A 26065-nucleotide genomic window follows, 5' to 3' on the forward strand; every position below is an offset into this window, starting at 1 on the left:
TTCTGTCGGATCAATAATCCCGTCCGGCCGTCAACGGTGGCTTCGTGGAATCCATCGGATTCGGGTTGCCCGGCGTGATGTGCTTACGAGCGATAAGCCACTTGAAGTAGACCCGCAGGTTGCGATAGCGGTGCGCCGCGTTGCCCTTCGAGGTCTTCTTGATGATGCCCGCGATGAACGCCTGCACGTGGTAGGTGGTGACGCCGTCCGGGGCGACCTCGTGCCCCTGGTCCACCAGCCACCCGCCCCACCGCCGGGCCGTGCGCAGGTACCCCCGATCGTGTGGTCCGAGAGCCCTTCGGACTCCAGGGGCATCTCCCACAGTTCGGCGATCATGTCCCAGATGGGGCATTGGTACAGGTCACGGCCATGTCTCAAGCTCGGCAATCGTGTCGTCACCGAGCGCCGTGCTAGCTCAGGACTCCCCGTGCTGGCCGCCCCCGACCCCCCGTTTTGGGTGGTCAGGCCCCCTTCCGGTAAGCTCTCCGGCGGAGGATTCGCATAGTGGCCTAGTGCGCACGATTGGAAATCGTGTTGGGTGTTAAAACCCTCGGGGGTTCAAATCCCCCATCCTCCGCCACCGAGAGCGCCGGTCACCCCAACGGGTGACCGGCGCTCTCGTCGTTGGTGGGGGCCGCGCGCGAGCCCCGCCGGGGGTGCGGGTGGCTGGGGCCCGCTACACTGACCGAGGACCCCGCGCGGTGTTCATCTCGCGAACCTCCCCAGGGCCGGAAGGCAGCAAGGATAAGCGGGCTCTGGCAGGTGCGCGGGGTCCCCTTTGTGCGGCTCACACCTTCGCCGGGGCCAATCCCACGAGTTCGGCCACTCGTTCGTAGCTGCGCACGCGGTCGGCGTGGTTGAAGACGCTCGTGGTGATCATCAGCTCGTCCACCCCGGTCTTGGCCAGCAGGTCGTCGATCTTGTCGCGCACCGTGTCCGGTCCGCCGACGATCTGGGAGGCCATCCGCTCCTCGATGAACAGCCGGTCCAGCTCGGTGTACGGGTAGGTGGCGGTTTCCTCGGGTGAGGGGAGTCGGCCCGGTGTTCCCTTGCGCAGTTGCAGGAACTGCAGGGCGGCGGGTTCGGCCAGGCGGCGTGCGGTTTCGTCGTCTTCGGCGCAGACCACGTGGGCCGCGATCATGGAGTACGGCTTGGACAGCGCCGCCGATGGCTGGAACTTTTCGCGGTAGAGGGCCAGGGCGGGCAGGGTGTTCTCGGAGCTGAAGTGGTGGGCGAAGGCGAACGGCAGGCCCAGGTACCCGGCCGCTTGGGCGCTGTAGCCGCTGGAGCCCAGTAGCCACATCGCGGGCTGGTTGCCCAGTGCGGGTACGGCGGTCACGCCGTTGGAGTCGCGGCCGGTGAAGTAGTTCGCCAACTCGATGAGCTGGTCGGGGAAGTCGTCAGCCGACAACGCGCCTTCGGTGCGCCGCAGCGCCCTGGCCGTCACCTGGTCGGTCCCCGGTGCCCGCCCGATGCCCAGGTCGACCCGGCCGGGGTGCAGCGCCTCCAGCATCCCGAACTGCTCGGCCACCACCAAAGCGGGGTGGTTCGGGAGCATGACCCCGCCGCTGCCGACCCGGATCCGCTCGGTGGCCATCGCGATGTGGGCGAGCAGGACGGCGGGCGCGGAACTGGCGATGCCGGGCATGTTGTGGTGCTCGGCGACCCAGTACCGGTGGAAGCCGAGCCGCTCGGTCGCCCTGGCGAGGTCGAGGCTGTTGCGCAGCGCCGCGGTCTCCGATGAGCCGCTGGCCACCGGGGCGAGGTCGAGGACCGAGTACGGGATAGGCACGTAACGCCCAACGCCGCCGGGGCCGGTCGGATTCCCGGGCTGTCGGTGCCGACCGGTAGTGTCGCGTCGTGGCGCTCGCCCTCTACCGCAAGTACCGGCCTGCGACCTTCGCCGAGGTCGTCGGGCAGGAGCACGTCACCGTCCCGCTGCGAACGGCGTTGGCCGCGGGCAGGGTCAACCACGCGTACCTGTTCTCCGGTCCGCGCGGGTGCGGCAAGACCTCCAGCGCGCGGATCTTGGCCCGCTCGCTCAACTGCGCGCAGGGCCCCACCGACGAGCCCTGCGGTACCTGCGACTCCTGCATCGGCCTCGCCCCCAACGGTCCCGGCACCGTTGACGTCGTCGAGCTCGACGCGGCCAGCCACGGTGGCGTCGACGACGCCCGCGAGCTGCGCGACCGCGCCTTCTACGCCCCGGCCAACTCCCGCTACCGGGTGTTCATCGTCGACGAGGCGCACATGGTCACCACGCAGGGCTTCAACGCCCTGCTCAAGATCGTCGAGGAGCCGCCGGAGCACCTCGTCTTCATCTTCGCCACCACCGAGCCGGACAAGGTGTTGCCGACCATCCGGTCGCGCACCCACCACTACCCGTTCCGGCTCATCCCGCCCAGCTCGATGCGCGAGCTGCTCGAGCGCAACTGCGCCGCCGAGGACGCCAAGGTCGAGCCCGCGGTGTTCCCGCTGGTCATCCGCGCGGGCGGCGGCTCGGCCCGAGACACCCAGTCGGTGCTCGACCAGCTGCTCGCGGGCGCGGGCCCTGAGGGGGTCACCTACGAGCGCGCGGTGTCGCTGCTCGGCGTCACCGATGTGGCGCTCATCGATGACATGGTCGACGGGCTCGGCGCGGGCGACGCGTCCGCCGTCTACAGCACTGTGGACCGGCTGGTCGAGGCCGGGCACGACCCGCGCAGGTTCGCGGCAGACCTGCTCGACAGGCTGCGCGACCTGGTCCTGCTGCGCGCGGTGCCCGATGCTGCGAGCCGCGGGCTGGTGAGCGCGCCCGAGGACGAGTTGGACCGGATGGTCGGTCAGGCGGAACGGCTCGGCGCGGCGACGTTGGCCCGCTACGCCGAGATCGTGCACACGGGCCTAGTGGAGATGCGCGGCGCCACTGCGCCGAGGCTGCTGCTAGAGCTGTTGTGCGCGCGCATGCTCCTGCCTGGCGCGGTGCCCACGGACGCCGTCGCTGATTCGGCTGTGCTGCAGCGGTTGGAGCAGATGGAGCGGCGCCTGTCCGCGGCTCCCGCTGCCGCTGAAGCCCCGGCACGCCAGGTGGTCAGCCGACCCTCGCAGCGAGCCCAAGAGCCTGTTCGCGCAGCTGCACCCACGCGTGAACCTGTGCGCGCCCCCGAACCCACCCGTGCGCCAGAACCCCCTCGTGCCGCTGAACCCCCGCGTGCCGCTGAACCTTCCCGCCCGGCGGAGCCCGCGAGCCCCGCTCCCGTTGAGCCGGTGAGCCCGCCTGAACCGGCCGTGCCCAGTGCGGAGCCCGCAGCGCCCGGTGCGTTGGACGCGACGGCCATCCGCCGCGTGTGGCCGGAGCTGCTCTCCGCGGTTCGCGCGGGCAGCCGCAGCACCGAGGCGATGTTGACCAACGCGACCGTCCAGTCGGTCGACGGCGACACCGTGGTGATCGCGCACCCCGCGGCCCCGCTGGCCCGCCGCCTCGGCGAGCCCCGCAACGCCGATGCCATCGCCCAAGCCCTGGTCAGTGTGCTCGGCGGCAGATGGCAGGTCCGCTGTGTACATGCCGAACCCGGGGCCGCAGTAGCCCAGCCCGCGCGGCAGGCGCGCTCGGCCCCGGAACCCACCCGCACCTTCGAGCCGACCCGGCGCCAAGCGGTCACCCCCGCGGCGGCGCCCGTGGACGAGATCCCGCCCCCGGAACCGCCGGAGCCGGATCTCCCGCCGGAGCCGGAAGACGAAGAAGAAATGATGGCGCAGGCGGCCAGGAAACCGGACCCCAACGACGTTTCGGCGCGTCAGCGGGACCCGGAGGAGGCCATGCTCAAGCTGCTGGCCGAGACCCTGGGCGCCCGGCCGGTCGAGAGCAGCTAGGCGACGGGCACCTGGCGCACGGTCGCCGAGTCCGCCTGCACGACGGCCACCTCGTCGGCGACCGTCCGCACCGCGACCGCGCGGGAATCGGGCGACCACAACAGGTCCTCGATCTCCGCGCCCACGACCGCCGACCGCAGGAACCGCCCGTTGTCGGTCTGGTACAGCGACAATTCACCGCCGACCGCGATCGCCACGCGCCGCCCGTCCGGTGCCGTCCACCCGTGCGCGCGCGGGTCGAGCGACACCACCACCGGGTGCCAGCTCTCGCTGCCCACGTCGAACCGGACCACCCGAGCTGAACCCGGCTCGTATTCCACGGCCGTCAGCCGGGCCGAGTCCGGCAGCCAGTGCAGGTTCCGCCGCCCGCGCTCGGCGGGTTCCGGCGAGATCAGCCGGACGTGGTCGTCCTCGGTCACCGGCATCGTGTCGACGAGGACGAGCTTGCGGGGCAACCGGATCGCGACGTAGCGGCTGTTGGGGCTGACCGCGGCCTCGATGACCGACCCGCCCCGGTCGTAGACCGCTTGTTCTTCGCCGACCAGGACGTTGCGGATGACGACGCTGTAGAGCAGGCGGTGCTTGCGGTTCGTCCGGTAGACGATGCGCCCGGGCAGGACCCCGAGCAGTTCGGTGGCGTGGTCGTCGGCCCCGACCAGCGCCGTGACCTTGCCGCCCACCTTCACCAGCGACAGGTGGGCCGGTGTGCCGTGCTGCAGGACCACTTTGCGCTCACCGGGCAGGTAGCGCGCGGTGGTGAGATCCGGTACCTGGGCCAGTTCCCTGGTCGCGCCCTTGGCGTCGACCTCCACCAGCCGGACCGGGGCGGCTGCCCCGACCCCCGGCAGCGAGATCAGCAACCGCTCCTGCTCGTCGACGTCGAGCACCCGCATCCCGGACATGATCTCCACCTTGTCACAACGGACTCAGCCGAGATATCCGAGGACCCCGTTCGCGATCGCTTCCGCGTAGCGCTGTTTGCCGCCGCCGCTGGCGAGCACCGCCGCCTCGGTGGCGTCGCGCATGTTGCCGCACTCCACCAGCACCGCCGGGCGGGTCGACAGGTTCAGCCCGCCGAGGTCGTCGCGCGCGGACAGGCCCTGCGAACCGATGTAGGTCGACGTCGCCAACCCGGCCTTGACCATGTCGTCGCGCACGGATCGGGCCAGTCGCAAGGAAGGTTCACCTTGGGCCGCGTTGAGCGGGGGCGACGAGTAGGCGATGTGGAAGCCGTGTGCGCCCGCCGAGGTGGAGCCATCAGCGTGGAGGGACACCACGGCGTCCGCGCCCGCTTCGTTGCCGATCGCCGCGCGCCGGTCCACACAGGGACCGACGCCCTTGTCGTCGGGCCTGGTCAGGATCACCGTGACGCCGCGCTGCTTAAGAAGGTCGCGGACCCTAAGAGCCAAGTCCCATGTGAACTCGTGCTCGGAGTACCCACCGTTGGTGGCGGTTCCAGTCGTATTGCACGGTTTCGTCTTACCGCGCCCTGCCGGGACCGGTCGGTTGATTTCGCCGGGGTGGCTGGCGTTGCCGCCATTGTGTCCTGGGTCCAGCACTACGACTTTGCCGCCAGCAGAGGCCGCCCTAGGGGGAGCGGCCGTTGTCGTCGTCTTAGACGAAGAGGTCGTCGTCGGCTTGGCGGAGGTGGTGGTCGTCGTTGTCGTGACCGGAGGGCCAGTAGTAGAGGTGGTGGTCGGCGTAGTCGTTGACGTGGTTCCTAGGGACTGTGCGGCTGGAGGTGGCTCTTGCCCTCCGCAAGCGGTCAGCACTACCGCGAGCGCACAGCCGATGGCCAACCCGACACGTCGTCTCAGCACGGGCCCACGATGCCACAGCGCACGGCCCTCTAAGCTGAAGACGGCACAACCCGAGACGAGAGGGGCCGCGGTGTTTCCCGGAGGCGGCGCACCCGACATGCAGGCCATCCTGGCTCAGGCGCAGAAGATGCAGGAGCAGCTGCTCAGCGCCCAGCAGGAACTGGCCGACGCCCAGGTCACCGGCACCGCGGGCGGTGGTCTGGTGACCGCGACGGTCTCCGGCGCTGGCGAGCTGAAGTCCCTGGTCATCGACCCCAAGGTGGTCGACCCCGAGGACACCGAGACCCTGGCCGACCTGGTCGTCGCCGCGGTGCGCGACGCGGGCAACAACGCCCAGCGGCTCGCCGAGGAGAAGATGGGCCCGCTCGCCGGTGGGCTCGGCGGCGGCGGGCTCGGCCTGCCGGGGCTGTGAGGACCGGGTGTACGAGGGTCCGGTCCAGGATCTGATCGACGAGCTGGGCAGGCTGCCCGGCGTCGGTCCCAAGAGCGCGCAGCGGATCGCCTTCCACCTGCTCGCCGCCGAACCGGCCGATGTGACCCGGTTGCAGGAAGTGCTGCAGAAGGTCAAGGAGGGCGTGGTCTTCTGCGACATCTGCGGCAACGTCTCGGAAGAGGCCACCTGCCGCATCTGCCGCGACGCCAGGCGCGACCCGACCGCGGTGTGCGTGGTCGAGGAGCCCAAGGACGTCCTGGCCATCGAGCGCACCCGCGAGTTCAAGGGCCGCTACCACGTGCTCGGCGGCGCGCTCGACCCGCTCTCGGGCATCGGACCCGAGCAGTTGCGCATCCGCCAGCTGCTGTCGCGGATCTCCGCCCAGGAGGTCAGCGAGGTCATCCTGGCGATGGACCCCAACACCGAGGGCGAGGCGACCGCGACCTACCTGGTCCGGATGCTGCGCGACTTCCCCGGTCTCACCGTCACCCGGCTCGCCTCCGGCCTGCCGATGGGTGGCGACCTGGAGTTCGCCGACGAGCTGACCCTCGGTCGGGCGCTGTCCGGCCGCCGCGCCGTCTGACCCTCCACATCGGACTCGGGTGTTCTGGTCATGGGTAACACTGTGGATGACTGGGAACGGGGTAGGGGTCACCCGTTGGGGGTGGAACAGGTCGCTGCCGCCGTTCGCGCGACCGGGCCGCGACTCGGCGGCGTCCGACTGGTCGTCGTCGATGGGCCGTCCGGCTCCGGCAAGAGCACCTACGCCGCGCGGTTGAGCGCATTGCTCCCCGACTCGCTGCTCATCTCCACCGACGACTTCGCCACCTGGGACGACCCGGTCGGTTGGTGGCCGCGGCTCGAGCGCGGCGTATTCCACCCGCTCGGGTCAGGCCGACCCGGTAGGTACCGCCGAACACGCTGGGTGAACGGCGTTGCCGAGCCGGGGGACTGGGTCGAGGTGCCCGTGCCGACGACGTTGCTGATCGAGGGCGTGTCCTCCGGTCGCCGGTCGATCACGCCAGCACTCTCCGCGTTGATCTGGTGCGAGCTGCCGGATCCGGTCGAGCGCCTGGAACGCGCCGTCGCCAGGGACGGCGCGGCCTCGCGCGCGGAACTGGTGCGCTGGCAGGCTTTCGAGTCCGGGTGGTACCCGGTCGACGGTGCCGCCACGCGGGCGTCGATCACGGTGACTGTGTGACCGGTCACTACCCCGGTCCGTCCGTTCAGCGGACATATACCGGCTGTTGATCACGGTGTGTGTCATTTCAATCGCGTACCGGTGATTCTGTGTATGGCAGTTGGCCGGATCGTGACCTCCCGTAGCTAAGGGATGGTGACCCGAGCGGCTATGGTCGGCCACCACACGGTGAGATCCCGGAGTAAGTGAACCGGACACGAGGAGTGCGTGATGGCTTACCAGCGATCCGCGCGACCCGGTCGACCGGACGGCACCTTCAGCCGCCCACGACTTGTCGCGCAGACGCCCGGACGGGGACGGACGGCGGCATGACGGCTCCTCCCGAGGTCACCGGATCGGCCGCGGACGCGGACCCGGAGGCCGCGCTGCAGGGCATGCCCAAGAAGGCGATCCAGGGCCGCTCGCTCGGTCAGATCGCCTGGATGCGGCTCAAGCGCGACAAGGTGGCCATCGCTGGCGCCGTGGTCATCGCGCTGCTGATCCTGATCGCGATCGCCGCCCTGCTGCTCGACCGCGTCTTTGACGTGGTGCACCCCAACGAGTTCCACCAAGACCTGATCGACACCCAGAACGGCACGCTGGCGCCGTTGGGCACCTTCGGCGGCATGTCCGGCGACCACCCGCTGGGAATCGAGCCGGTCAACGGCCGCGACATCCTCGCCCGCATCTTCGCCGGGTCCTGGATCTCGCTGCTGATCGCGACCCTGGCCACGGTGCTGTCGGTCATCATCGGCACCACGCTCGGCATCGTCGCCGGTTTCTTCGGCGGCTGGGTCGACACGCTGATCAGCCGCCTGATGGACGTCTTCCTCGCCTTCCCGCTGCTGGTCTTCGCGATGGCGCTGGTCGGCGTGCTGCCCGACACCGCGTTCGGCCTCTCCCCGGAGATGGTCCGGATCGGCCTGCTGATCTTCATCATCGGCTTCTTCAACTGGCCCTACATCGGCCGCATCGTGCGCGGGCAGACGCTGTCGCTGCGCGAGCGGGAGTTCGTCGACGCCGCGCGCAGCCTCGGCGCGCGCGGACCGTACATCCTCTTCCGCGAACTGCTGCCCAACCTCGTCGCGCCGATCCTGGTCTACGCGACGCTGCTGATCCCGACCAACATCCTGTTCGAGTCGGCGTTGTCCTTCCTCGGAGTGGGCATCAACGCGCCAACCGCGACCTGGGGCGGCATGCTCTCGGACGCGTCGCGCTTCTACACGATGCCGCACTTCATGCTCTGGCCCGGTCTCGCCATCTTCGTGACCGTGCTCGCGTTCAACCTGTTCGGCGATGGCCTGCGCGACGCGCTCGACCCCCGTGCCCGATAGGTGAGTTGTAGTCCCGGAATTGCTCCTGGAAGAAAGGGTGCAACAGCACAATGAACAGCAAGCGCTTGGTAACCGCGGTCGCCGCGGGCGCGGCTGTCGTGATGGGGCTTTCCGCCTGTGGTGGCGGAACGAGCTCCAGCGGCGGCGGCACCACCGGGGGCAGCGGGGGTACCAACACCCCTGCCTTCAACGCTGCTCTGACGAACACCTTCAACCCTTCTGACAAGAAGGGCGGGATCGTCAAGATCGCCAACGCCGGTACGTGGGACTCGCTCGACCCGGGCGAGACCTACTACGGCTACTCCTGGAACTTCCTGCGGCTCTACGGCCGCTCGCTGGTGATGTTCAAGCCCGCGCCCGGTGGCGGCTCCAACGAGCTGGTCCCCGACCTCGCGGAGAAGCTGGGCGAGCCGAGCGACGGCGGCAAGACCTGGACCTACAAGCTCCGCGCCGGCATCAAGTACGAGGACGGCACCCCGGTCACCTCCAAGGACGTCAAGCACGCCGTCCTGCGGTCGACCGACAAGGAGACCTTCCCCAACGGCCCGGCGTACTTCGAGGGCTACCTCGCCCTGCCGGAGGGCTACAAGGGCCCGTACAAGTCCAAGGACGTGAACACCGACTCGGCCATCGAGACCCCCGATGACCAGACGATCGTGTTCCACCTGAAGGCGCCCTTCGGCGGCTTCGACTACTTCGCGCAGCTGCCGCAGACCGTCCCGGTCCCCGAGGCCAAGGACACCGGCGCCAAGTACCGCGAGCACGTCATCGCGACCGGCCCGTACAAGTTCGACAAGAACGAGATCGACAAGGGCTTCAACCTGGTCCGCAACGACCAGTGGGACCAGTCGACCGACCCGAACCGCAAGGCGCTGCCCGACGGTTACCAGGTCTCGATGAACGTCAACGCCGATGACATCGACAACCGGCTCATCTCCGGTGACCTCGACATCGACATCGCGGGCACCGGTGTGCAGCCCGCGTCGCTGAGCCGCGTGCTCGGTGACCCGGCGCTCAAGGCGAACGCGGACAACCCGACCATCGCCCGCCTCTGGTACACCTCGATCAACCCGACCGTCGCGCCGTTCGACAACAAGGCGTGCCGCGAGGCCGTGGAGTACGCCGCCGACCGCACCGGCTACCAGACCGCTTACGGCGGCGCGTTCTCCGGTGGCGACATCGCCTCCACCCTGCTGCCCTCGCAGATCCCGGGCGCGCAGAAGTTCGACCTGTACCCGGCTGGCGCCGACAACAAGGGCGACGTGGAGAAGGCCAAGGCGAAGCTGCAGGAGTGCGGCAAGCCGGACGGCTTCGAGACCAACATCTCCTACCGCGCCGAGCGCCCCAAGGAGAAGGCGACCGCCGAGTCGCTGCAGCAGTCGCTTGGCCGCGTGGGCATCAAGCTGACCCTGAAGGCGTTCCCGCAGGGCGACTACTTCTCCCAGTTCGCTGGCAACCCGCCGTACGTCAAGGCCAACGGCCTCGGCCTGAGCGTCAACGGCTGGGGTGCTGACTGGAACGACGGCTTCGGCTTCCTGTCGCAGATCGTCGACAGCCGCGTGATCCGCGAGACCGGTGGTTCCTCGAACACCTCCGTGCGCATCCCCGACGTCGACAAGATGCTCGACGAGGCCATCGGCGAGACCGACAAGGCCAAGCGCGAGGGCATGTGGGGCGCGATCGACAAGCGCGTCATGGAGGAGGCGGTCATCCTCCCCGGCGTGCACGCCAAGAGCCTGCTGGTCCGCAGCAAGAAGCTGACCAACGTGTTCATCTCCGAGGCGTACGGCATGTACGACTACCTCTCGATCGGTGTCGCGTAACTCCTCCTTGTTGACCTGCTCGAACGTTAGGTAGGTGAAGGCGACAGGGGAACAGGCCCGGGACGACCTCCCGGGCCTGTTCTCCGCCTGCCGGCCACTGTGATCACATACATCATCAGGCGGCTCTTCGCGGCGATCGTGCTGTTGTTCGTCGTCAGCGCGGTGACGTTCTCGATCTTCTTCCTCATGCCCAAACTGCTGGGCGCCTCGCCGGAAACCCTGGCGACCCGCTACGTCGGCCGGGCCGCCACCGCCGACACCGTCCGCGAGACCGCCGAACGACTCGGTTTCTACGACCCGATCTACGTGCAGTACCTCGACTGGGCGAAGGGCATCTTCGTCGGCGCGGACTACAGCTACGGCAGCGGCGTCGAGCACTGCCCCGCGCCGTGCCTGGGGTATTCCTTCCGCAACAACCAGCCCGTGTTCCCCGACCTCATCGACCGGCTGCCGGTCACCCTGTCCTTGGCCGTCGGCGCCGCGATCCTGTGGCTGCTCGGCGGTGTCGCCGTGGGCACCCTGTCCGCGCTGCGCAAGGGCACCATCTTCGACCGCGCCGCGATGAGCATCTCGCTCGCGGGCGTGTCGCTGCCCATCTTCTTCACCGGTCTGCTGTCCCTGTCGATCTTCAGCTACAACCTCGGCTGGACCGCGGTCGGCGGCTCGTACGTCCCCTTCCTGGAGAACCCGGGTGAGTGGGCCTACAACCTGCTGCTGCCGTGGATCACCCTGGCGCTGCTGTTCTCCGCCCAGTACGCGCGGCTCACCCGCGCCGGGATGCTGGAGACGATGAACGAGGACTTCATCCGGACCGCGCGCGCGAAGGGCCTGCCGGAGCGGACGGTCGTCGTCCGGCACGGTCTGCGCGGCGCGCTGACCCCGATCCTGACGATCTTCGGCCTCGACGTCGGCCTGCTGCTCGGTGGCGCGATCCTCACCGAGAGCGCGTTCTCCCTGCAGGGCCTCGGCAAGTACGCCATCGACGGGATCACCAACTACGACCTGCCCAAGGTCATGGGTGTCACGATCCTGGCGGCCTTCTTCGTGGTCGTCGCCAACCTGGTCGTCGACCTCCTCTACGCCGTCGTCGACCCGAGGGTGCGTGCCAAGTGACCCAGCAAGAAGACAGCCTCGGCGCCACCCCGCCCAAGCCCGCCGCGTCCGGTTCGCCGTTCCTGCAGGTCCGCGAGCTGCGCGTGCACTTCCCCACCGACGACGGCGTGGTCAAGTCGGTCGACGACCTCACCTTCAGCGTCGACCGGGGCAAGACCCTGGGCATCGTCGGCGAGTCCGGTTCCGGCAAGAGCGTGACCAGCCTGTCGATCATGGGCTTGCACAAGGCCGGAACCGCCCGGATCAGCGGCGAGATCCTGCTGGACGGGCAGAACCTGGTCGGCATGTCCCCGGACCGGGTCCGCCAGCTGCGCGGCAAGCGGATGGCGATGATCTTCCAGGACCCGCTCTCGGCGATGCACCCGTTCTACACGGTCGGCAGCCAGATCGTGGAGGCCTACCGGATCCACAACAAGGTCACCAAGGCCGTCGCCCGCAAGCACGCGGTCGACCTGCTCGACCGGGTCGGCATCCCGAACCCGAAGTCGCGGGTGGACGACTACCCGCACCAGTTCTCCGGCGGCATGCGCCAGCGGGCGATGATCGCGATGGCGCTCTCGTGCGACCCGGAGCTGCTCATCGCCGACGAGCCGACCACCGCGCTCGACGTGACCGTGCAGGCGCAGATCCTCGACCTGATCCGCGACCTGCAGGCCGAGTTCAACTCCGCGGTCATCATCATCACCCACGACCTCGGCGTCGTCGCCGAGCTGGCCGACGACATCATGGTCATGTACGCGGGCCGCGCCGTGGAGTACAGCACCGCGGCGGACATCTTCAACTCGCCGCAGCACCCCTACACCTGGGGCCTGCTCGGGTCGATGCCCAGGCTGGACCGGGAGCGCACCGAGCGGCTGCAGCCGATCAAGGGCACGCCGCCGAGCCTGATCAACGTGCCGGAGGGGTGCCCGTTCAACCCCCGGTGCGCCCACGCGGGTACCAACGGCGACCTCAGCTTCACGCTGCGCCCGGAGTTCCGCGACGTCGGCGGCGGTCACCACATCGCCTGCCACCTCGGTGCGGAGGACCGACTCCGCATCTGGGAGACCGAGATCAGGCCGAAGCTGTGAGCGAGGACGCCGTGAGCACCAAGACTGAGACCGCAGCGGCCGACCGCCGCCTCGGTGAGGACCTGCTGGTCGCGACCGACCTGCAGAAGCACTTCCCGATCCGGCGCGGCCTGCTGCAGCGCCAGGTCGGTGCCGTGCAGGCCGTCGACGGCCTGACCTTCACCGTCAAGCGCGGCGAGACGCTGTCGCTGGTGGGGGAGTCCGGCTGCGGCAAGACCACCACCGGTCGGCTGCTGACCAGGCTCATCGAACCGACCGGCGGTTCGATCACCCTGGACGGGCGCGACATCACGCACCTGTCCACCAGCGCCATGCGCCCGCTGCGCCGCGACATCCAGATGATCTTCCAGGACCCGTACGGCTCGCTCAACCCCAGGCACACCGTCGGCGCCATCATCGGCGCCCCGTTCCGCCTGCAGAAGGTCAAGACCGAACACGGCGTCAAGCGCGCCGTGCAGGAACTGCTCGAACTGGTCGGCCTGAGCCCCGAGCACTACAACCGCTACCCGCACGAGTTCTCCGGCGGCCAGCGGCAGCGCATCGGCATCGCCCGCACGCTCGCCCTGCGCCCCAAGGTGATCGTCGCCGACGAACCGGTGTCCGCGCTCGACGTGTCCATCCAGGCCCAGGTCGTGAACCTGATGGAGGACCTGCAGAACGAGTTCGACCTGACCTACGTGATGATCGCCCACGACCTGTCGGTGGTCAGGCACGTCTCCGACCGGGTCGCGGTGATGTACCTGGGCAAGATCATGGAGATCGCGGACCGCACCTCGCTCTACGAGCGCCCGATGCACCCGTACACCGTGGCCCTGCTCTCGGCGGTGCCCATCCCGGACACCTCCCGCCGGGACAACCGCGAACGCATCCGCCTCACCGGCGACGTCCCCAGCCCGATCAACCCCCCGTCGGGCTGCCGCTTCCACACCCGCTGCTGGAAGGCCCAGGACGTCTGCAAGACGACCGAGCCGCCACTGGTGGAGCTGTCGACCGGGCACCAGGCCGCGTGCCACTTCCCGGAGAACACCACCAAGCTGACCATCGACCCCACCGGGGCCGCTGGCTCGGCCGCTTGATCCGCTGATGTCGAAGGGCCCGCGCCGGGAACGGCGCGGGCCCTTCGCTTTGCGGCTCAGCGCTGGGAGCGGTTGACCGCCGAGACGACCGCGCGCAGGGAGGCGGTGACGATCGAGCTGTCGACGGCTACGCCCCAGAGGACGGTTTCGCCGATGGCGCACTCGACGTAGGCGGCGGCCCTGGCGTCGTCGCCGGAGGTCAGGGCGTGTTCGGAGTAGTCGAGGACCCGGACGTCGAAGCCGACGGAGGCGATGGCGTCGACGAAGGCCGCGATCGGGCCGTTGCCGACCCCGGTGACCTCGTGCTCGTCGCCCTCGACCGACACCACGGCGACGATCTCGTCGCGGCCGTCGCCGTCGTCGGAGATCCGGTGCCGGTGCAGGCGCAGCGGGGTGATCCGGTCCAGGTACTCGGTGGCGAAGACGTCCCACATCTCCTTCGGGGTGACCTCGCCGCCCTCGCTGTCGGTCACCGCCTGGATCACCTGGGAGAACTCGATCTGCAGCCGCCGCGGCAGCTTGAGCTGGTGCTCGGTCTTCATCACGTAGGCCACCCCGCCCTTGCCGGACTGGGAGTTGACCCGGATGACGGCCTCGTAGGAGCGGCCGACGTCCTTCGGGTCGATCGGCAGGTACGGCACCTCCCACTGGTGCTGCTCCAGCGGCACCCCGGCCTCGGCCGCGGCGGCGGCCAGGGCGTCGAGGCCCTTGTTGATCGCGTCCTGGTGGCTGCCGGAGAACGCGGTGAACACCAGGTCACCGCCCCACGGGTGCCGCTCGGCGACGGGCAGCTGGTTGCAGTACTCGACCGTGCGGCGGATCTCGTCGATGTCGGAGAAGTCGACCTGCGGGTCGATGCCCTGGCTGAACAGGTTCATGCCCAGGGTGACCAGGTCGACGTTGCCGGTGCGCTCGCCGTTGCCGAACAGGCAGCCCTCGATGCGGTCCGCGCCTGCCAGGTAGCCCAGCTCGGCGGCGGCCACCCCGGTGCCCCGGTCGTTGTGCGGGTGCAGGCTCAGGATCAGCGACTCGCGGTTGGGCAGGTTGCGGTGCATCCACTCGATCGAGTCGGCGTAGACGTTCGGGGTGGCCATCTCGACGGTGGCGGGCAGGTTGACGATCATCGGCCGGTCCGGGGTCGGCTGCCACACGTCCGCGACCGCCGCGCACACCTCGACCGCGTACGACAGCTCGGTTCCGGTGTAGGACTCGGGGGAGTACTCGAAGCGGAAGTCGGTGTCGCCGTACTTCTCGGCGAACGACAGCACCGTCTCCGCGCCGTCGGTGGCGATCTTCTTGATGCCGGCGCGGTCGGAGCGGAACACCACCCGCCGCTGCAGGATCGAGGTCGAGTTGTACAGGTGCACGACCGCGCTGTGCGCGCCCTCGAGCGCCTCGAAGGTCCGCTCGATCAGCTCGGGCCGGGCCTGGGTCAGCACCTGCACCCGCACGTCCTCGGGTACCGCGCCCTCGGTGATGATCTCGCGCACGAAGTCGAAGTCGGTCTGGCTGGCGGCGGGGAAGCCGACCTCGATCTCCTTGTAGCCCATGCGCACCAGCAGGTCGAACATGCGGCGCTTGCGGGCGGGGGACATCGGGTCGATCAGGGCCTGGTTGCCGTCGCGCAGGTCGACCGCGCACCACAGCGGGGCCTGGGTGATCCGCTTGGTCGGCCAGGTGCGGTCCGGCAGGTCGACCGGCTCCACCACCTCGTGGAAGGGGCGGTACCGGTGCACCGGCATCGCCGAGCCGCGCTGCGCGTTCCAGGCGGGTTGACCGTCGGGCGCCGGGCGGGTGGGGGTGCGCAGGCGGCTGGGACCGGTCGATATGGCGTCGGGGGTGCTCATCGCTAGGGGTTCTCTCCGGTTTCGACGGTGGCGACCGGCGGCAACGCCGAAACCCGCGACGGGGAGCCGGTCTGGTCAGACCCCGTCGCGGCGGAGAAGCAGGAGGAGAGCGCGAGCCACGCCGCCAGCCTAACCACAAGCCGGTGGCGATGTGGAATCCACGGTCCACATCGTGGGCGCGCCGGTGTTGGGCCGTTCGGAGTAGTTACGGTTGTCCAGGTCAGGGGCACTTTCCAGGCATGGCAACTCGTAGATGGCACGGCACCAGCACCCGCGGGTCCGCTGCCCGGATCATCACCGGTATCGGCGCTCTCTTCGCGATCATCGAGATCGTCTACATCCTGTTGGTCGTGCTCGGGGCGAACACCGCGAACGCGTTCGTCCGCTTCATCGCCTCCATCGCCGAACCCCTGGCGCTGTTCTTCCCCGGACTGTTCCCCATCGACAACTACACCGCCGCGGTTGTCGTCAACTACGGCCTCGCCGCGGTGTTCTGGCTCGTGGTGACCGGGCTCATCGCCCGGCTGCTCCGCTGACCGCGGTGACCGGCCAGGACACCCGGCGGCGTGGGCGAAACCGGCCCGCCGCCGTCGGGGTCCTGGCTGGCGTGGTGCGCTGGGTGGGGCTCGTCGCCGCGGCTGTCCTGGTCGCGCACGTGGTGCTGGTCATGGCGGACCTGAGTCGCGCCAACATGATCACCGCCGAGGTGCGCCTGCTGTCCGGGGTGCTGGCACTGCCCTTCAAGAACCTGTTCACCCTGGAGGACGTCAAGCTCGCCGTCCTCATCAACTACGGCATCGCGACCGCGTGCTGGCTGGCGGTGTCCTCTGTGGTCGCCAGGGTCATTCGTCGGTGGGGAACGGCTCGCCCCACTTCCCGGTGAACGCCGTCTCCGTGACCGGGATCCGTTGCCTGGGCGCGGTTTCGCGGGCCCGCTTCGCCTCAGGCAACAGGTGCGGTGACCCCAGCTTCCCGACCGCGATGGCGGTAAGAGGCCGAACCGAGTCCGGTAGCCCGAACTCCGCTGACACCCCTGCCGTGTCGAAACCGGACATCTGGTGCGCGACGAGCCCTTCGGCAACCGCCTGCAGAACCAGGTTCTGGGCCGCCAAACCCACCCCGTACTCGGCGTAAGGCACCTCGCCCTTGTCGTTAGCCGTCACCGCGCAGGCCACTAGGAGCGCACCGGCGCTACTAGCCCAAGCCTGGTTACCCGGCACCAAAAGCGCGAGGATCCGGTCGAACGTATCCGTGCCGCGAGGTCCAACCAGGAATCGGGCTGGCTGGGTGTTGCCGTAAGAGGGAGCCCAACGAGCGGCCTCCACGAGCCGCTGAAGTGCCTCTTGCGACACCACGCCATCCGGGTCGAGAGCGCGGGGGCTCCACCTGTCCCGGATCAGCGGGTGCAACTCGTCAAATCGCATAGCCCCACGCTGTCACAGCGTAGGCACCGAACCACGAGCCGGTCACCACGAACGCCGCCACCGACAGCACCATCGTGGACGTTCGCCGCTTCGCCAGGGCCAGCGCGATCGGCACCAGCAGCGCGATCGCGGGCACCATCAGCCGGACCTTGGAGTTCATCAGGCCGTTGGAGCACAGGTCCATCACCAGCACGCCCGCGGTGTAGACCAGCAGCGGCCACTCGACCCGCCGCCGGACCGCGATCGCGAACAGCGCCAGCGCCGCCACGACCATCCCGACGGTGGCCACCTCCAGCACCGACCGGCCGTCGGCGAGCACGTCGAAGCTGAACTTCACCGTCGCGGCGCCCCCGTCGAAACCGGAGTCCCAGCCGCGCTCCTGCAGGGCGAACCAGCCGTTCCACTCCCCGGTCCTGGTCCCCACCCACGCCAGGTACAGCACCAGGCCGAACGGGGCGATCGCCGCACCCACCCACGGCCGCCACCCGTCGCGCCGCCCGATGATCGCCACCAGCGCGGCCAACCCGACGGCCAGCACCAGCGCCGCCGCCGTCGGCCGGACCAGACCCGCCACCGCGCACGCCAGCCCCGCGGCCAGCCACTGCCGCCGCAGCACGAACACCAGCGCCCACACCGCGAGCGCGCAGAACATCGACTCCGAGTAGGCCATCGACAGCACGATCGACATCGGCGACCCGGCGAACAGCGCCACCAGCACCAGGCCGACCGTGCGCGACCCGCCCCGGATGATCGTCCCCAGCGTGGTCAGCCCGTAGGCGCACAGCACGCCGAACGCGATCGTCACCGCCAACGCCGAGGGCACCAGCCGGAACCCCAGGTCGTGCACCCAGCCGACCAGCGTCGGGTACCCGGGGAAGAAGGCCAGCGGGGTCTCCGCGCTGCGCCTGCCGAACGCGTCCACCAGGTTCGACGGCACCCCGGAGTACCCGTTGGCCGCGATCGAGAGGAACCACTGCCCGTCCCACGAGCGCAGTGCGTCGCTGGCCGACGAGCCGTTGCGCCCGGCCATCCAGCTCAGCGCGAGCAGGCCGACCTCGCGCACCCCGAGGAACACCAGGGCTGGGGCGAGCAGCCGCAGCAGGCGCGGCGGGCTCAGCCACGAGCGCGGTCCACGACCGCGAGCCTCGACGGCTTCTGGCTGCTCCTCGGCGGCATCGACGGCCGCGCTGGTCACGTCCGTGGCGGACACCGGCGATCCTCCCCGACTCACTGGCTCGGCGTGCCAACCCTAGCCGCACCGGCCGCGCAGTGGCGGGGGCCACATGAGCCCCGGAAACCGCGTGATGGCGCAGGTAGGCTCACCCGACAGACGCAAGTGCGCGGCGCCTCGCCCCTCGAGGGACCCGCGCACTCGGCATGAGGAGGTTGCACGCAAGTGGCGCTCGTCGTCCAGAAGTACGGCGGATCCTCGCTCGAGACCGCCGACCGGATCAAACGCGTCGCCGAGCGCATCGTCGCGACGCGCAAGGCGGGGAACGACGTCGTGGTGGTCTGTTCCGCGATGGGGGACACGACCGACGAGCTGCTCGACCTCGCCAAACAGGTCAACCCGGTGCCGCCGGGGCGCGAGATGGACATGCTGCTCACCGCGGGTGAGCGCATCTCCAACTCCCTGGTGGCGATGGCGATCAGCGCGCTCGGCGCCGAGGCGCGGTCGTTCTCCGGCTCCCAGGCGGGCGTGATCACCACCTCGACGCACGGCAAGGCCCGCATCATCGACGTCACCCCCAGCCGGGTGCGCGAGGCGCTGGACAAGGGCCACATCGTGCTGGTGGCCGGGTTCCAGGGCGTCAGCCAGGACACCAAGGACATCACCACGCTCGGCCGCGGCGGCTCGGACACCACCGCGGTCGCGCTGGCCGCCGCGCTCAACGCCGACGTCTGCGAGATCTACACCGACGTGGACGGCGTGTACTCGGCCGACCCGAGGATCGTCCCGGACGCCAAGAAGCTCGACCGGGTCACCTACGAGGAGATGCTCGAGATGGCCGCCAGCGGGGCCAAGGTGCTCATGCTGCGCTGCGTCGAGTACGCCCGCCGCTACGGCGTGCCCATCCACGTCCGATCGTCGTACAGCACCAAGCCGGGGACGGTCGTCTCCGGGTCAATGGAGGACTTGCCCGTGGAACAGGCGATGATCACCGGCGTCGCGCACGACCGGTCCGAGGCGAAGGTCACCGTGGTCGGCGTGCCCGACACCGCGGGCGTGGCCGCGCGGATCTTCCGCACGGTCGCCGACACCGAGATCGACATCGACATGGTGCTGCAGAACGTGTCGAGCACGGTGTCCGGCAAGACCGACATCACCTTCACCCTGTCCAAGAGCAACGGCCCGGTCGCGGTCGCGGCGCTGGAGAAGATCCGCGAGGAGCTCGGCTTCACCCAGGTGCTCTACGACGACCACGTCGGCAAGGTGTCGCTGGTCGGTGCGGGCATGCGCAGCCACCCCGGGGTCACCGCCACCTTCTGCGAGGCGCTGGCCAAGGTCGGGGTCAACATCGAGATCATCAACACCTCGGAGATCCGCATCTCCGTGCTCATCCGCGACACCCAGCTGGATGAGGCGGTCCGGGCGATCCACGAGGCCTTCGAACTGGGCGGCGACGAGGCCGCCGTCGTCTACGCGGGGAGTGGTCGCTGATGGCCGGACCTGTTCTCGCCCTGGTCGGCGCCACCGGCGCCGTGGGCACCGTGATGATCGACATCCTCAACGGCAGGGACTCCTGGCCGTGGGGCGAGGTGCGGCTGATCGCCTCGCCGCGCTCGGCGGGCAAGAAGATCACCGTGCGCGGCGAGGAGCTGACCGTGCTCGCGCTGGCGCCCGAGGTGTTCGACGGCGTCGACGTGGCCATGTTCGACGTGCCCGACGAGGTGTCCGCGCAGTGGGCGCCGATCGCCGCCGAGCGCGGCGCGGTCGCGGTCGACAACTCCGGCGCGTTCCGGATGGACGACGACGTGCCGCTGGTGGTGCCGGAGGTCAACAACGACAAGGTGGCCGCGCGGCCGAGGGGGATCATCGCCAACCCCAACTGCACGACCCTGTCGATGATGGCCTCGCTCGGCGCGCTGCACCGCGAGTTCGAGCTCAAGGAACTGGTCGTCGCCTCGTACCAGGCCGCGTCCGGCGCGGGCCAGGACGGCATCGACCGGCTCTACGCCGAGTACGCCGCCGTCGCGGGCAAGGAGGTCGGCAACCGCGTCGGCGACGTCCGCGAGGCGCTCGCCGCGGCGGGACTGTCGCAGGAGGACTCGCCGTTCCCGGCGCCGCTGGCGCTCAACGTCGTGCCGTGGGCGGGCTCGCTCAAGGCCGACGGGTGGGCCAGCGAGGAGCTCAAGGTCCGCAACGAGGCCCGCAAGATCCTCGGCATCCCGGACCTGAAGGTGTCGGCGACCTGCGTGCGGGTCCCGGTGGTCACGACCCACTCGCTGGCCGTGCACGCCACCTTCGCCCGGCCGGTCACCGTGGCCCAGGCCCACGAGATCTTCGCCGCGCAGCCGTCCATCGTGCTGGTCGACGACCCGGCGGCCGGGCAGTTCCCGACGCCCGCCGACGTCGTGGGCGGTGACCCGACCTACGTCGGCCGGGTCCGCCAGGCGCTGGACTTCCCGAACGCGCTGGACTTCTTCGTGTGCGGGGACAACCTGCGCAAGGGTGCTGCGCTGAACACCTACGAGATCGCCGAGACCATCGCGGCCGGACTCTAATCCGAAGATTCAGGGGCGGTCCCTCGTGGGACCGCCCCTGAGCCGTCTCTAGGCCGGGACCGGTTCCTTGACCGACCGCCCGGCGCCGAGCAGCCAGGCCACACCCGCGATCGCCACGCCACCCATGCCCGCCACCGCGAAGCCCCACGCGGGGGAGGTGTGGTCGACGACGAACCCGATGCTCGGCGCGCCGATCGAAGCCCCCAGGGTGAACGCCGAGCTCTGCAGCCCGGTCGCCGCGCCGCGCATCGACACCGGCGCCAGCTTCGCGACCTCCTCACCCGTGGTCGCCACCGTCGGCGCGCAGAGGGCGCTGCTGGGCACCAGGGCGATCGCGAGCAGCCACCACTCGCCGACGAAGAACGCGGCCGGGATGGTGAGCAGCCCGAGCAGCCCCATCAGCACGACCTGCGGCAGCGACCGCCGCACCGCGCCGTGCACCAGTCCGCCCGCCGCCGAGGCGGTGCAGATGACGATGACCAGCAGGCCGGTCCAGTCCAGCTCCCCGTTCGCCCGCAGCGCCGCGACCATGGTCACGTCCACGCCCGCCAGGATGAACACCGCGCCGCCGCCGACGGCCAGCACACCGATGAACTTGGGCGTCAGCCACTCGCGGCGCGGTAGCCGGGCCTTGTCCTGCTTCTCGTGGTCGGCGCGCACCCTCGGGTTGAACACGGCGATGAGCACGCCGACGACCACGACCGCGCAGCCGAGGCCGGTGGTGGCCGCCTGCGGGGAGAGCTGGGTGGCCAGCAGCACCGCGAGCGCGGGGCCGACCATGTAGCTCAGCTCCACCGAGATCGAGTCCATCGAGAACGCCGTGCGGCGCAGCTCCTCCGGCACCATCGCGGCGATGGCCTGCCTGGCGATCGACATGGTCGGCAGTGCGAGCAGGCCGAAGAAGAACGCTGTCCCCAGCAGCACCGGGTAGGACATGAACCGGGCGGTCAGCCAGAACGCGCCCTCGCACGCGGTGGCCAGCAGGATCATCGGCCGCAGCCCGATCCGGTCCACGACGTGGCCCATCAGCGGCGCGCCCACCGCGACCCCGATCGTGCCGACGCCGCCGACCAGGCCCGCCGCGCCGTAGCTGCCGCTGAGCCCGACCGCGACGAGCAGGGTGAGCACCATCGAGGTGGCGGCGAGCGGGATCCGGGCGAAGAACATCAACACCATCAGCGCGCGAACGCCGGGCAGGCCGAGCATCCGGCGGAACTGCTGCATGCCCCGATGCCACCGCAGTCCACCCGGCGGGTCAACCGATTAACCACTACCGTGGCTTTTCTGGACTGACTCCAGATTCGGCGGTGCCACCACCACAGCACGCGGAGGCGACCATGAGCTCGACCCGGCCCACCACCAACAACGCGGGTATCCCCGTCGGCAGCGACAACGACTCGCTGACCCTCGGCGCCAACGGTCCGATCCTGCTGCAGGACAACTACTTGATCGAGAAGAACGCGCAGTTCAACCGCGAGCGCGTCCCCGAACGGGTGGTGCACGCCAAGGGCGGCGGCGCTTTCGGCTTCCTCGAGGTGACCGAGGACGTCAGCCAGTTCACCAAGGCCGCGGTGTTCCAGCCGGGCACCCGCACCGAGAGCGTGATCCGCTTCTCCTCGGTCGCGGGCGAGCACGGCTCACCGGACACATGGCGCGACCCGCGCGGGTTCGCCGTGAAGCTCTACACCAGCGAGGGCAACTACGACCTGGTCGGCAACAACACCCCGGTGTTCTTCATCCGCGACCCGATCAAGTTCCCCGACTTCATCCGCTCCCAGAAGCGCCGCGCCGACAACAACCTGCGCGACCACGACATGCAATGGGACTTCTGGACGCTGCGCCCCGAGTCCGCGCACCAGGTGACCTGGCTGATGGGCGACCGCGGCATCCCGTCGAACTGGCGGGAGATGAACGGCTACGGCTCGCACACCTACCTGTGGGAGAACGCGGGCGGTCAGCGGTTCTGGGTCAAGTACCACTTCAAGACCGACCAGGGCATCGGCTACCTCGCCCAAGCCGACGCCGACCGGATCGCGGGGGAGGACGCCGACCACTACATCCGCGACCTCTTCGGCGCGATCAAGGCGGGCAACCACCCGAGCTGGACCCTCTACGTCCAGGTCATGCCCTACACCGACGCCGCGGACTACCGGTTCAACCCGTTCGACCTGACCAAGGTGTGGTCGCACGGCGACTACCCGCTGATCAAGGTCGGCCGGTACGTGCTCGACCGCAACCCGGAGAACTACTTCGCCCAGGTCGAGCAGGCCGCCTTCGAGCCGTCGAACCTCGTGCCGGGCATCGGGCCGTCGCCGGACAAGATGCTGCAAGGTCGGCTCTTCGCGTACCCGGACGCGCACCGCTACCGCATCGGCACGAACTACAGCCAGCTCCCGGTCAACGCCGCCAAGGCGCCGGTGAACAGCTACGCCAAGGACGGCGCCATGCGCTACGCCAACCCGAGCGACCCCGTGTACGCGCCGAACTCTTACGGCGGCCCCCACGCGGACGCCTCTTACGCGGGGGAGACCGTGGCGAACTACGGCATCGAGGACGAGGTCATCCGCTCGGCCTACCGGCTGCACAGCGAAGACGACGACTGGGGGCAGCCGGGCACCCTCGTCCGCTCTGTCATGGACGACGCGCAGCGCGATCGGCTCGCCGCGAACATCATCGGGCACGCGTCCGAGGACGTGAGCGCCCCTGTGCTGCGGCGCGTGGTCGAGTACTGGCGAAACGTCGACAAGACCATCGGCGACAAGGTGGCTGACGGGTTGGCGGAGTAAGCACCTCGTGGAACCGCGACCCCGCCCCGTCACCCGACCGGTCGGGGTCGCGGTCAATCGCCCCCGAATGTGCGACGGCCGCTCCGCTGTCGGGGCACGCGGTGGGCGGTCCCGAGAGAAGTAATGATCATTTTCACGTTCGGTGACGATCGCTCACCCTTCGGTCACTGCCGTCGAATGCAAACCGCTAACGCTCCGATTGATCGGCGATTGCCCGTTCGGGCAGAAATGGTTTTCTCCGCCATTCCCCGGTACTGAGTTGGTTGTCCACACCATGGACAACCGACAAGGAGAAACTCGATGAACAAGATCGCTCGTTTCGTCGCCGTGGTTGCCACGGGAAGTGTTCTCGCCCTCGGTAGTGCCGGAATGGCACAGGCTGACACAGCCACCATCTCCTCGGCGTCCGTCGAGCGGATCATGACGGCTGACAACGCGCTGCAGACGGCCGTCGCCAACGAGGACCTCGCAGGTGTCCAGACAGCCTTCGCCGACCTGCGCTCTTCCCTGGCCCAATCCGGGGACGAGACAGCGCTCAAGTTGGATGCGGCCTTGGGCGAGTTGCAGCGCATCCTTCCCGGCCTGCCGGTCCCCGGCTTGCCGATTCCCGACCTCGGCGGCCTCACCGGCGGTCTGCCGGTGGGCAACCTGCCCGGCCTCAGCGGCCTGCAGGGCCTGATCAACACCGTCACCAACCTGCTGACCTCCCTGCTGGGCGGCCTGCCGACCGGTGGTCTGCCGGTTGGTCTGCCCTCCACCGGTGGCCTGACCGGCGGTCTGCCGGGCCTCGGCGCGCTGACCGGTCTGCTCGGCGGTCTCCCGCTCGTGGGTGGCCTGACCGGCGGTCTGACCGGCGGCCTGCCGGGCACCTCCGCGGCGACCGGCCTGCTCGGTGGCCTCACCAGCTCGATCCCGGGCGCCAGCCTGCTGACCGGCCTGCTCGGTGGCCTGCCGCTCGTGGGTGGCCTGCTCGGGTAACCGAGCGCCAGTGGTAACCGCAGTACCTGGTGTGTGCCGATAGTGGCGCACGAGAGCCGGTAATCCGATCCGCCTCCGGGTCGGATTACCGGCCTCTTTATTTCACGCCGCAAGAAATGCCCCGCCCGCTGGCAACGGCGGTGAATTCGTGCATTCAGGGGTGCATCAAGAGGCGGTGGAATGCCAGTGCGCGGTGTACGCGGCGGCCTCCGCGGCCAACCACGCGTCGAGGTTGTCCAGATTCGTGCCGCGCGAAAGCCGGTACTCCCTCGCCCGGCGCACGTCGACCACCAGCGGCTCGGCGCCCGGCAGCAGGTCGGCCGCGCACACCGCCAGCAGCCGCAGCGCGGCGTTCGCGCCGTCGCGCGTCAGCGGCGCCTCCTTCAGGTGGAACAGCACGACCTGAAGCCCCCCGGAGCGGCCGCGCACGGCCAGGTGCGGCGCGACCGTCAACTCCAGCCCGTCCACCCGCAGGATCGTCGCCCCGCAGTCGACCGCGGTCAGCTTCGCCTTGCGCCACCACGCGAGGAACCCCGCCGCGACCTCCTCGTACGCCCTCGGCTGCCCGCTCACCCCGGCCGTTTCAGCCTCGGCCACCACATCGGCGAGCACCGCCGCCGGGTCCTCGGCCCGCGCCGCCACGTCGATGGCGGCGAGGATCGCCTGGTAGAAGATCCGCCCGTAGTGGTCGGGCACGCCCTCCCGCTCGTGCGCCGACACCACGATCTCGGTGCGCCTGGCCCGCCCGCCAGCCGCGTACTCGGCGAACGCCGTCGCGCTCGTCACCACCGCGCCTGCCCGCCGCGCCACGTCTGCCCCTGCTCCCGCCGTCGTGCCCATAGGCCCCTCCCTCGGGTCGGTGTCGATCTCCAGTCTACCGCCGGGGTATGACACAAACGTTCGAATCGGGGGGTCTGACCAGCGTGGATCCTCAGATCTCGCGGAAGGTCGCCGCCACCTTCTCCAGCGCTGGCCCCGCGCTGGCCCGGCGCGACTCCAGCGTCCAGGTGATCACCTGGTGGAACCGGCGCCCGCCGTTGACCAGGGTGAACCAGAACACGCACGGCTCGCCCTCGAACACCCCGGTCACCTCGTAGCGCACCGCCTCGAACGCGCCGATCCGCACCGGCGTCGCGGCGCCGACCTTGGGGGTCTCGAAGGGCATCTCCGCCATCGTCAGGATCGCGGTGTCCTCGTAGTCGGCGAAGTCGCTGAAGTCGGCCTTCTCGTCGGTGAGCACCATGAGGTAGCGCTCCTGGAAGATCTGCCCGTAGGTGAGCACGGCCTGCTCGGCGCGGTACTCCTCTGGCAGTTCCCGCCAGTCGACGGGCAGGTCCAGCGCGCTGTACCCGTCCACGGTCTTGACCTCGACGACCCGGGTCTCCTCGGCGCGCTGCGCGGGTGGCTCGCCGGACGAGGTGTCGATCGCCAGCCACGCCGTGGTGCCCGCCAGCACGACCAGGACAACGCCGAGGGCCACCCAGATCCAGGTCGCGCGCCGCTTGGGCGGCGTCGGCGGGACCGGCGGGAAGATGGAGGGCAGCGGAGGTTGCTGCGCGGCCCAGGGCTGCTCGGACATCGTGACACCGCCCCCAGGCGAGGT

Annotated in this window: 26 protein-coding genes, 1 tRNA gene and 1 other RNA gene; 17 read left to right on the top strand and 11 right to left on the bottom strand. The window is 69.7% G+C overall.

From position 1 onward, the window contains the following. Positions 1 to 10: 10 nt before the first annotated feature. A complete protein-coding gene (locus JOD54_RS07905; protein WP_204449904.1) occupies positions 11 to 235 on the bottom strand; it encodes a site-specific integrase in 225 nt (74 codons plus the stop codon). A 255-nt stretch (positions 236 to 490) separates the two neighbouring features. Between JOD54_RS07905 and JOD54_RS07910 the strand changes: the two genes are divergently transcribed. Both JOD54_RS07910 and ffs read left to right on the top strand, forming a co-directional pair. Beyond that, positions 491 to 580: transfer RNA gene (locus JOD54_RS07910), tRNA-Ser, on the top strand. A gap of 105 nt (positions 581 to 685) precedes the next feature. Further along, positions 686 to 782, top strand: an RNA gene (gene ffs / locus JOD54_RS07915) — signal recognition particle sRNA small type. Positions 783 to 787: 5 nt separating this feature from the next. Here the strand turns inward: ffs and JOD54_RS07920 are convergent. Continuing rightward, positions 788 to 1786, bottom strand: a complete 999-nt coding sequence (locus tag JOD54_RS07920; protein ID WP_204456140.1) for an LLM class flavin-dependent oxidoreductase — start codon at positions 1784 to 1786, stop codon at positions 788 to 790. 74 nt (positions 1787 to 1860) lie between these two features. Here JOD54_RS07920 and JOD54_RS07925 point away from each other — a divergent pair, with 74 nt between their 5' ends. Continuing rightward, positions 1861 to 3852, top strand: coding sequence for a DNA polymerase III subunit gamma and tau (locus JOD54_RS07925; RefSeq protein WP_204449905.1), 1992 nt, complete (start codon positions 1861 to 1863; stop codon positions 3850 to 3852). Here JOD54_RS07925 and JOD54_RS07930 read toward each other — a convergent pair. Genes JOD54_RS07930 through JOD54_RS35960 form a run of 3 tightly spaced genes read right to left on the bottom strand, consistent with a single transcriptional unit; the run spans position 3849 to position 5613 of the window. Next, entirely contained in the window at positions 3849 to 4754 is a 906-nt protein-coding gene (locus tag JOD54_RS07930) for a hypothetical protein (protein WP_204449906.1), read from the bottom strand. The genes JOD54_RS07925 and JOD54_RS07930 overlap by 4 nt on opposite strands. Before the next feature lie 24 nt (positions 4755 to 4778). Further along, positions 4779 to 5411 carry an N-acetylmuramoyl-L-alanine amidase gene (locus JOD54_RS34000; protein ID WP_372440278.1) on the bottom strand — a complete coding sequence of 211 codons (633 nt, stop codon included), beginning with the start codon at positions 5409 to 5411 and terminating at the stop codon, positions 4779 to 4781. A 55-nt stretch (positions 5412 to 5466) separates the two neighbouring features. Further along, on the bottom strand, positions 5467 to 5613 hold the full coding sequence (locus JOD54_RS35960) for a hypothetical protein (RefSeq protein WP_204457025.1): 147 nt from the start codon (positions 5611 to 5613) through the stop codon (positions 5467 to 5469). A 156-nt stretch (positions 5614 to 5769) separates the two neighbouring features. Between JOD54_RS35960 and JOD54_RS07945 the strand changes: the two genes are divergently transcribed. The 8 genes from JOD54_RS07945 (at position 5770) to JOD54_RS07980 (ending at position 13701) form a co-directional block, all read left to right on the top strand. Further along, positions 5770 to 6084, top strand: coding sequence for a YbaB/EbfC family nucleoid-associated protein (locus JOD54_RS07945; RefSeq protein WP_239573314.1), 315 nt, complete (start codon positions 5770 to 5772; stop codon positions 6082 to 6084). Between the two features lie 7 nt (positions 6085 to 6091). After that, the gene (recR, locus tag JOD54_RS07950) at positions 6092 to 6688 is read left to right on the top strand and encodes a recombination mediator RecR (RefSeq protein WP_204449908.1); all 597 of its coding nucleotides are present in this window, start codon (positions 6092 to 6094) and stop codon (positions 6686 to 6688) included. Positions 6689 to 6769: 81 nt separating this feature from the next. Next, positions 6770 to 7306 carry a uridine kinase family protein gene (locus tag JOD54_RS07955; RefSeq protein ID WP_204449909.1) on the top strand — a complete coding sequence of 179 codons (537 nt, stop codon included), beginning with the start codon at positions 6770 to 6772 and terminating at the stop codon, positions 7304 to 7306. A gap of 308 nt (positions 7307 to 7614) precedes the next feature. Beyond that, positions 7615 to 8619 (top strand): ABC transporter permease, encoded by a 1005-nt coding sequence (locus JOD54_RS07960; RefSeq protein WP_204449910.1) that lies wholly within the window; start codon positions 7615 to 7617, stop codon positions 8617 to 8619. A gap of 50 nt (positions 8620 to 8669) precedes the next feature. Next, entirely contained in the window at positions 8670 to 10442 is a 1773-nt protein-coding gene (locus JOD54_RS07965) for an ABC transporter substrate-binding protein (RefSeq protein WP_204449911.1), read from the top strand. 99 nt (positions 10443 to 10541) lie between these two features. Beyond that, positions 10542 to 11555, top strand: a complete 1014-nt coding sequence (locus JOD54_RS07970) for an ABC transporter permease (protein WP_204449912.1) — start codon at positions 10542 to 10544, stop codon at positions 11553 to 11555. Further along, positions 11552 to 12625: an ABC transporter ATP-binding protein gene (locus JOD54_RS07975; RefSeq protein ID WP_204449913.1), complete on the top strand. Its 1074-nt coding sequence runs from the start codon at positions 11552 to 11554 to the stop codon at positions 12623 to 12625. The genes JOD54_RS07970 and JOD54_RS07975 overlap by 4 nt, the downstream gene beginning before the upstream one ends. A gap of 11 nt (positions 12626 to 12636) precedes the next feature. After that, the gene (locus tag JOD54_RS07980) at positions 12637 to 13701 is read left to right on the top strand and encodes an ABC transporter ATP-binding protein (RefSeq protein ID WP_204449914.1); all 1065 of its coding nucleotides are present in this window, start codon (positions 12637 to 12639) and stop codon (positions 13699 to 13701) included. A 56-nt stretch (positions 13702 to 13757) separates the two neighbouring features. Here the strand turns inward: JOD54_RS07980 and leuA are convergent, their stop codons facing one another. Then, complete coding sequence (gene leuA, locus JOD54_RS07985; protein WP_204449915.1) at positions 13758 to 15548, bottom strand: 2-isopropylmalate synthase; 1791 nt, start codon at positions 15546 to 15548, stop codon at positions 13758 to 13760. A gap of 239 nt (positions 15549 to 15787) precedes the next feature. Between leuA and JOD54_RS07990 the strand changes: the two genes are divergently transcribed. Both JOD54_RS07990 and JOD54_RS07995 read left to right on the top strand, forming a co-directional pair. Then, positions 15788 to 16084 (top strand): hypothetical protein, encoded by a 297-nt coding sequence (locus JOD54_RS07990; protein WP_204449916.1) that lies wholly within the window; start codon positions 15788 to 15790, stop codon positions 16082 to 16084. Positions 16085 to 16089: 5 nt separating this feature from the next. After that, positions 16090 to 16431, top strand: a complete 342-nt coding sequence (locus JOD54_RS07995) for a hypothetical protein (protein WP_307859881.1) — start codon at positions 16090 to 16092, stop codon at positions 16429 to 16431. On the opposite strand, the gene JOD54_RS08000 is transcribed toward JOD54_RS07995, so the two are convergent. Together JOD54_RS08000 and JOD54_RS08005 are read right to left on the bottom strand one after the other, a co-directional pair. Continuing rightward, positions 16391 to 16972, bottom strand: coding sequence for a nitroreductase family protein (locus JOD54_RS08000; RefSeq protein ID WP_204449917.1), 582 nt, complete (start codon positions 16970 to 16972; stop codon positions 16391 to 16393). The two genes, JOD54_RS07995 and JOD54_RS08000, sit on opposite strands and share 41 nt — an antisense overlap. Next, positions 16962 to 18182, bottom strand: coding sequence for a putative hexosyltransferase (locus JOD54_RS08005; RefSeq protein ID WP_307859882.1), 1221 nt, complete (start codon positions 18180 to 18182; stop codon positions 16962 to 16964). The genes JOD54_RS08000 and JOD54_RS08005 overlap by 11 nt, the downstream gene beginning before the upstream one ends. A gap of 186 nt (positions 18183 to 18368) precedes the next feature. Between JOD54_RS08005 and JOD54_RS08010 the strand changes: the two genes are divergently transcribed. Then, the gene (locus JOD54_RS08010) at positions 18369 to 19634 is read left to right on the top strand and encodes an aspartate kinase (RefSeq protein ID WP_204449918.1); all 1266 of its coding nucleotides are present in this window, start codon (positions 18369 to 18371) and stop codon (positions 19632 to 19634) included. Continuing rightward, positions 19634 to 20698: an aspartate-semialdehyde dehydrogenase gene (locus JOD54_RS08015; protein ID WP_204449919.1), complete on the top strand. Its 1065-nt coding sequence runs from the start codon at positions 19634 to 19636 to the stop codon at positions 20696 to 20698. The genes JOD54_RS08010 and JOD54_RS08015 overlap by 1 nt, the downstream gene beginning before the upstream one ends. A 48-nt stretch (positions 20699 to 20746) precedes the next feature. Here JOD54_RS08015 and JOD54_RS08020 read toward each other — a convergent pair whose 3' ends face one another. Next, positions 20747 to 21922, bottom strand: a complete 1176-nt coding sequence (locus tag JOD54_RS08020) for an MFS transporter (protein ID WP_204449920.1) — start codon at positions 21920 to 21922, stop codon at positions 20747 to 20749. Positions 21923 to 22035: 113 nt separating this feature from the next. On the opposite strand from JOD54_RS08020, the gene JOD54_RS08025 reads away from it, so the two are divergent. Together JOD54_RS08025 and JOD54_RS08030 are read left to right on the top strand one after the other, a co-directional pair. Then, complete coding sequence (locus JOD54_RS08025) at positions 22036 to 23484, top strand: catalase (RefSeq protein ID WP_204449921.1); 1449 nt, start codon at positions 22036 to 22038, stop codon at positions 23482 to 23484. 300 nt (positions 23485 to 23784) lie between these two features. Further along, on the top strand, positions 23785 to 24462 hold the full coding sequence (locus JOD54_RS08030) for a hypothetical protein (RefSeq protein WP_204449922.1): 678 nt from the start codon (positions 23785 to 23787) through the stop codon (positions 24460 to 24462). Between the two features lie 165 nt (positions 24463 to 24627). On the opposite strand, the gene JOD54_RS08035 is transcribed toward JOD54_RS08030, so the two are convergent. Then, a complete protein-coding gene (locus JOD54_RS08035; protein WP_204449923.1) occupies positions 24628 to 25302 on the bottom strand; it encodes a hypothetical protein in 675 nt (224 codons plus the stop codon). 91 nt (positions 25303 to 25393) lie between these two features. After that, the gene (locus JOD54_RS08040) at positions 25394 to 26041 is read right to left on the bottom strand and encodes a hypothetical protein (protein WP_204449924.1); all 648 of its coding nucleotides are present in this window, start codon (positions 26039 to 26041) and stop codon (positions 25394 to 25396) included. Between the last annotated feature and the right edge of the window lie 24 nt (positions 26042 to 26065).

The organism is Actinokineospora baliensis (assembly GCF_016907695.1).
Taxonomy (GTDB): domain Bacteria; phylum Actinomycetota; class Actinomycetes; order Mycobacteriales; family Pseudonocardiaceae; genus Actinokineospora; species Actinokineospora baliensis.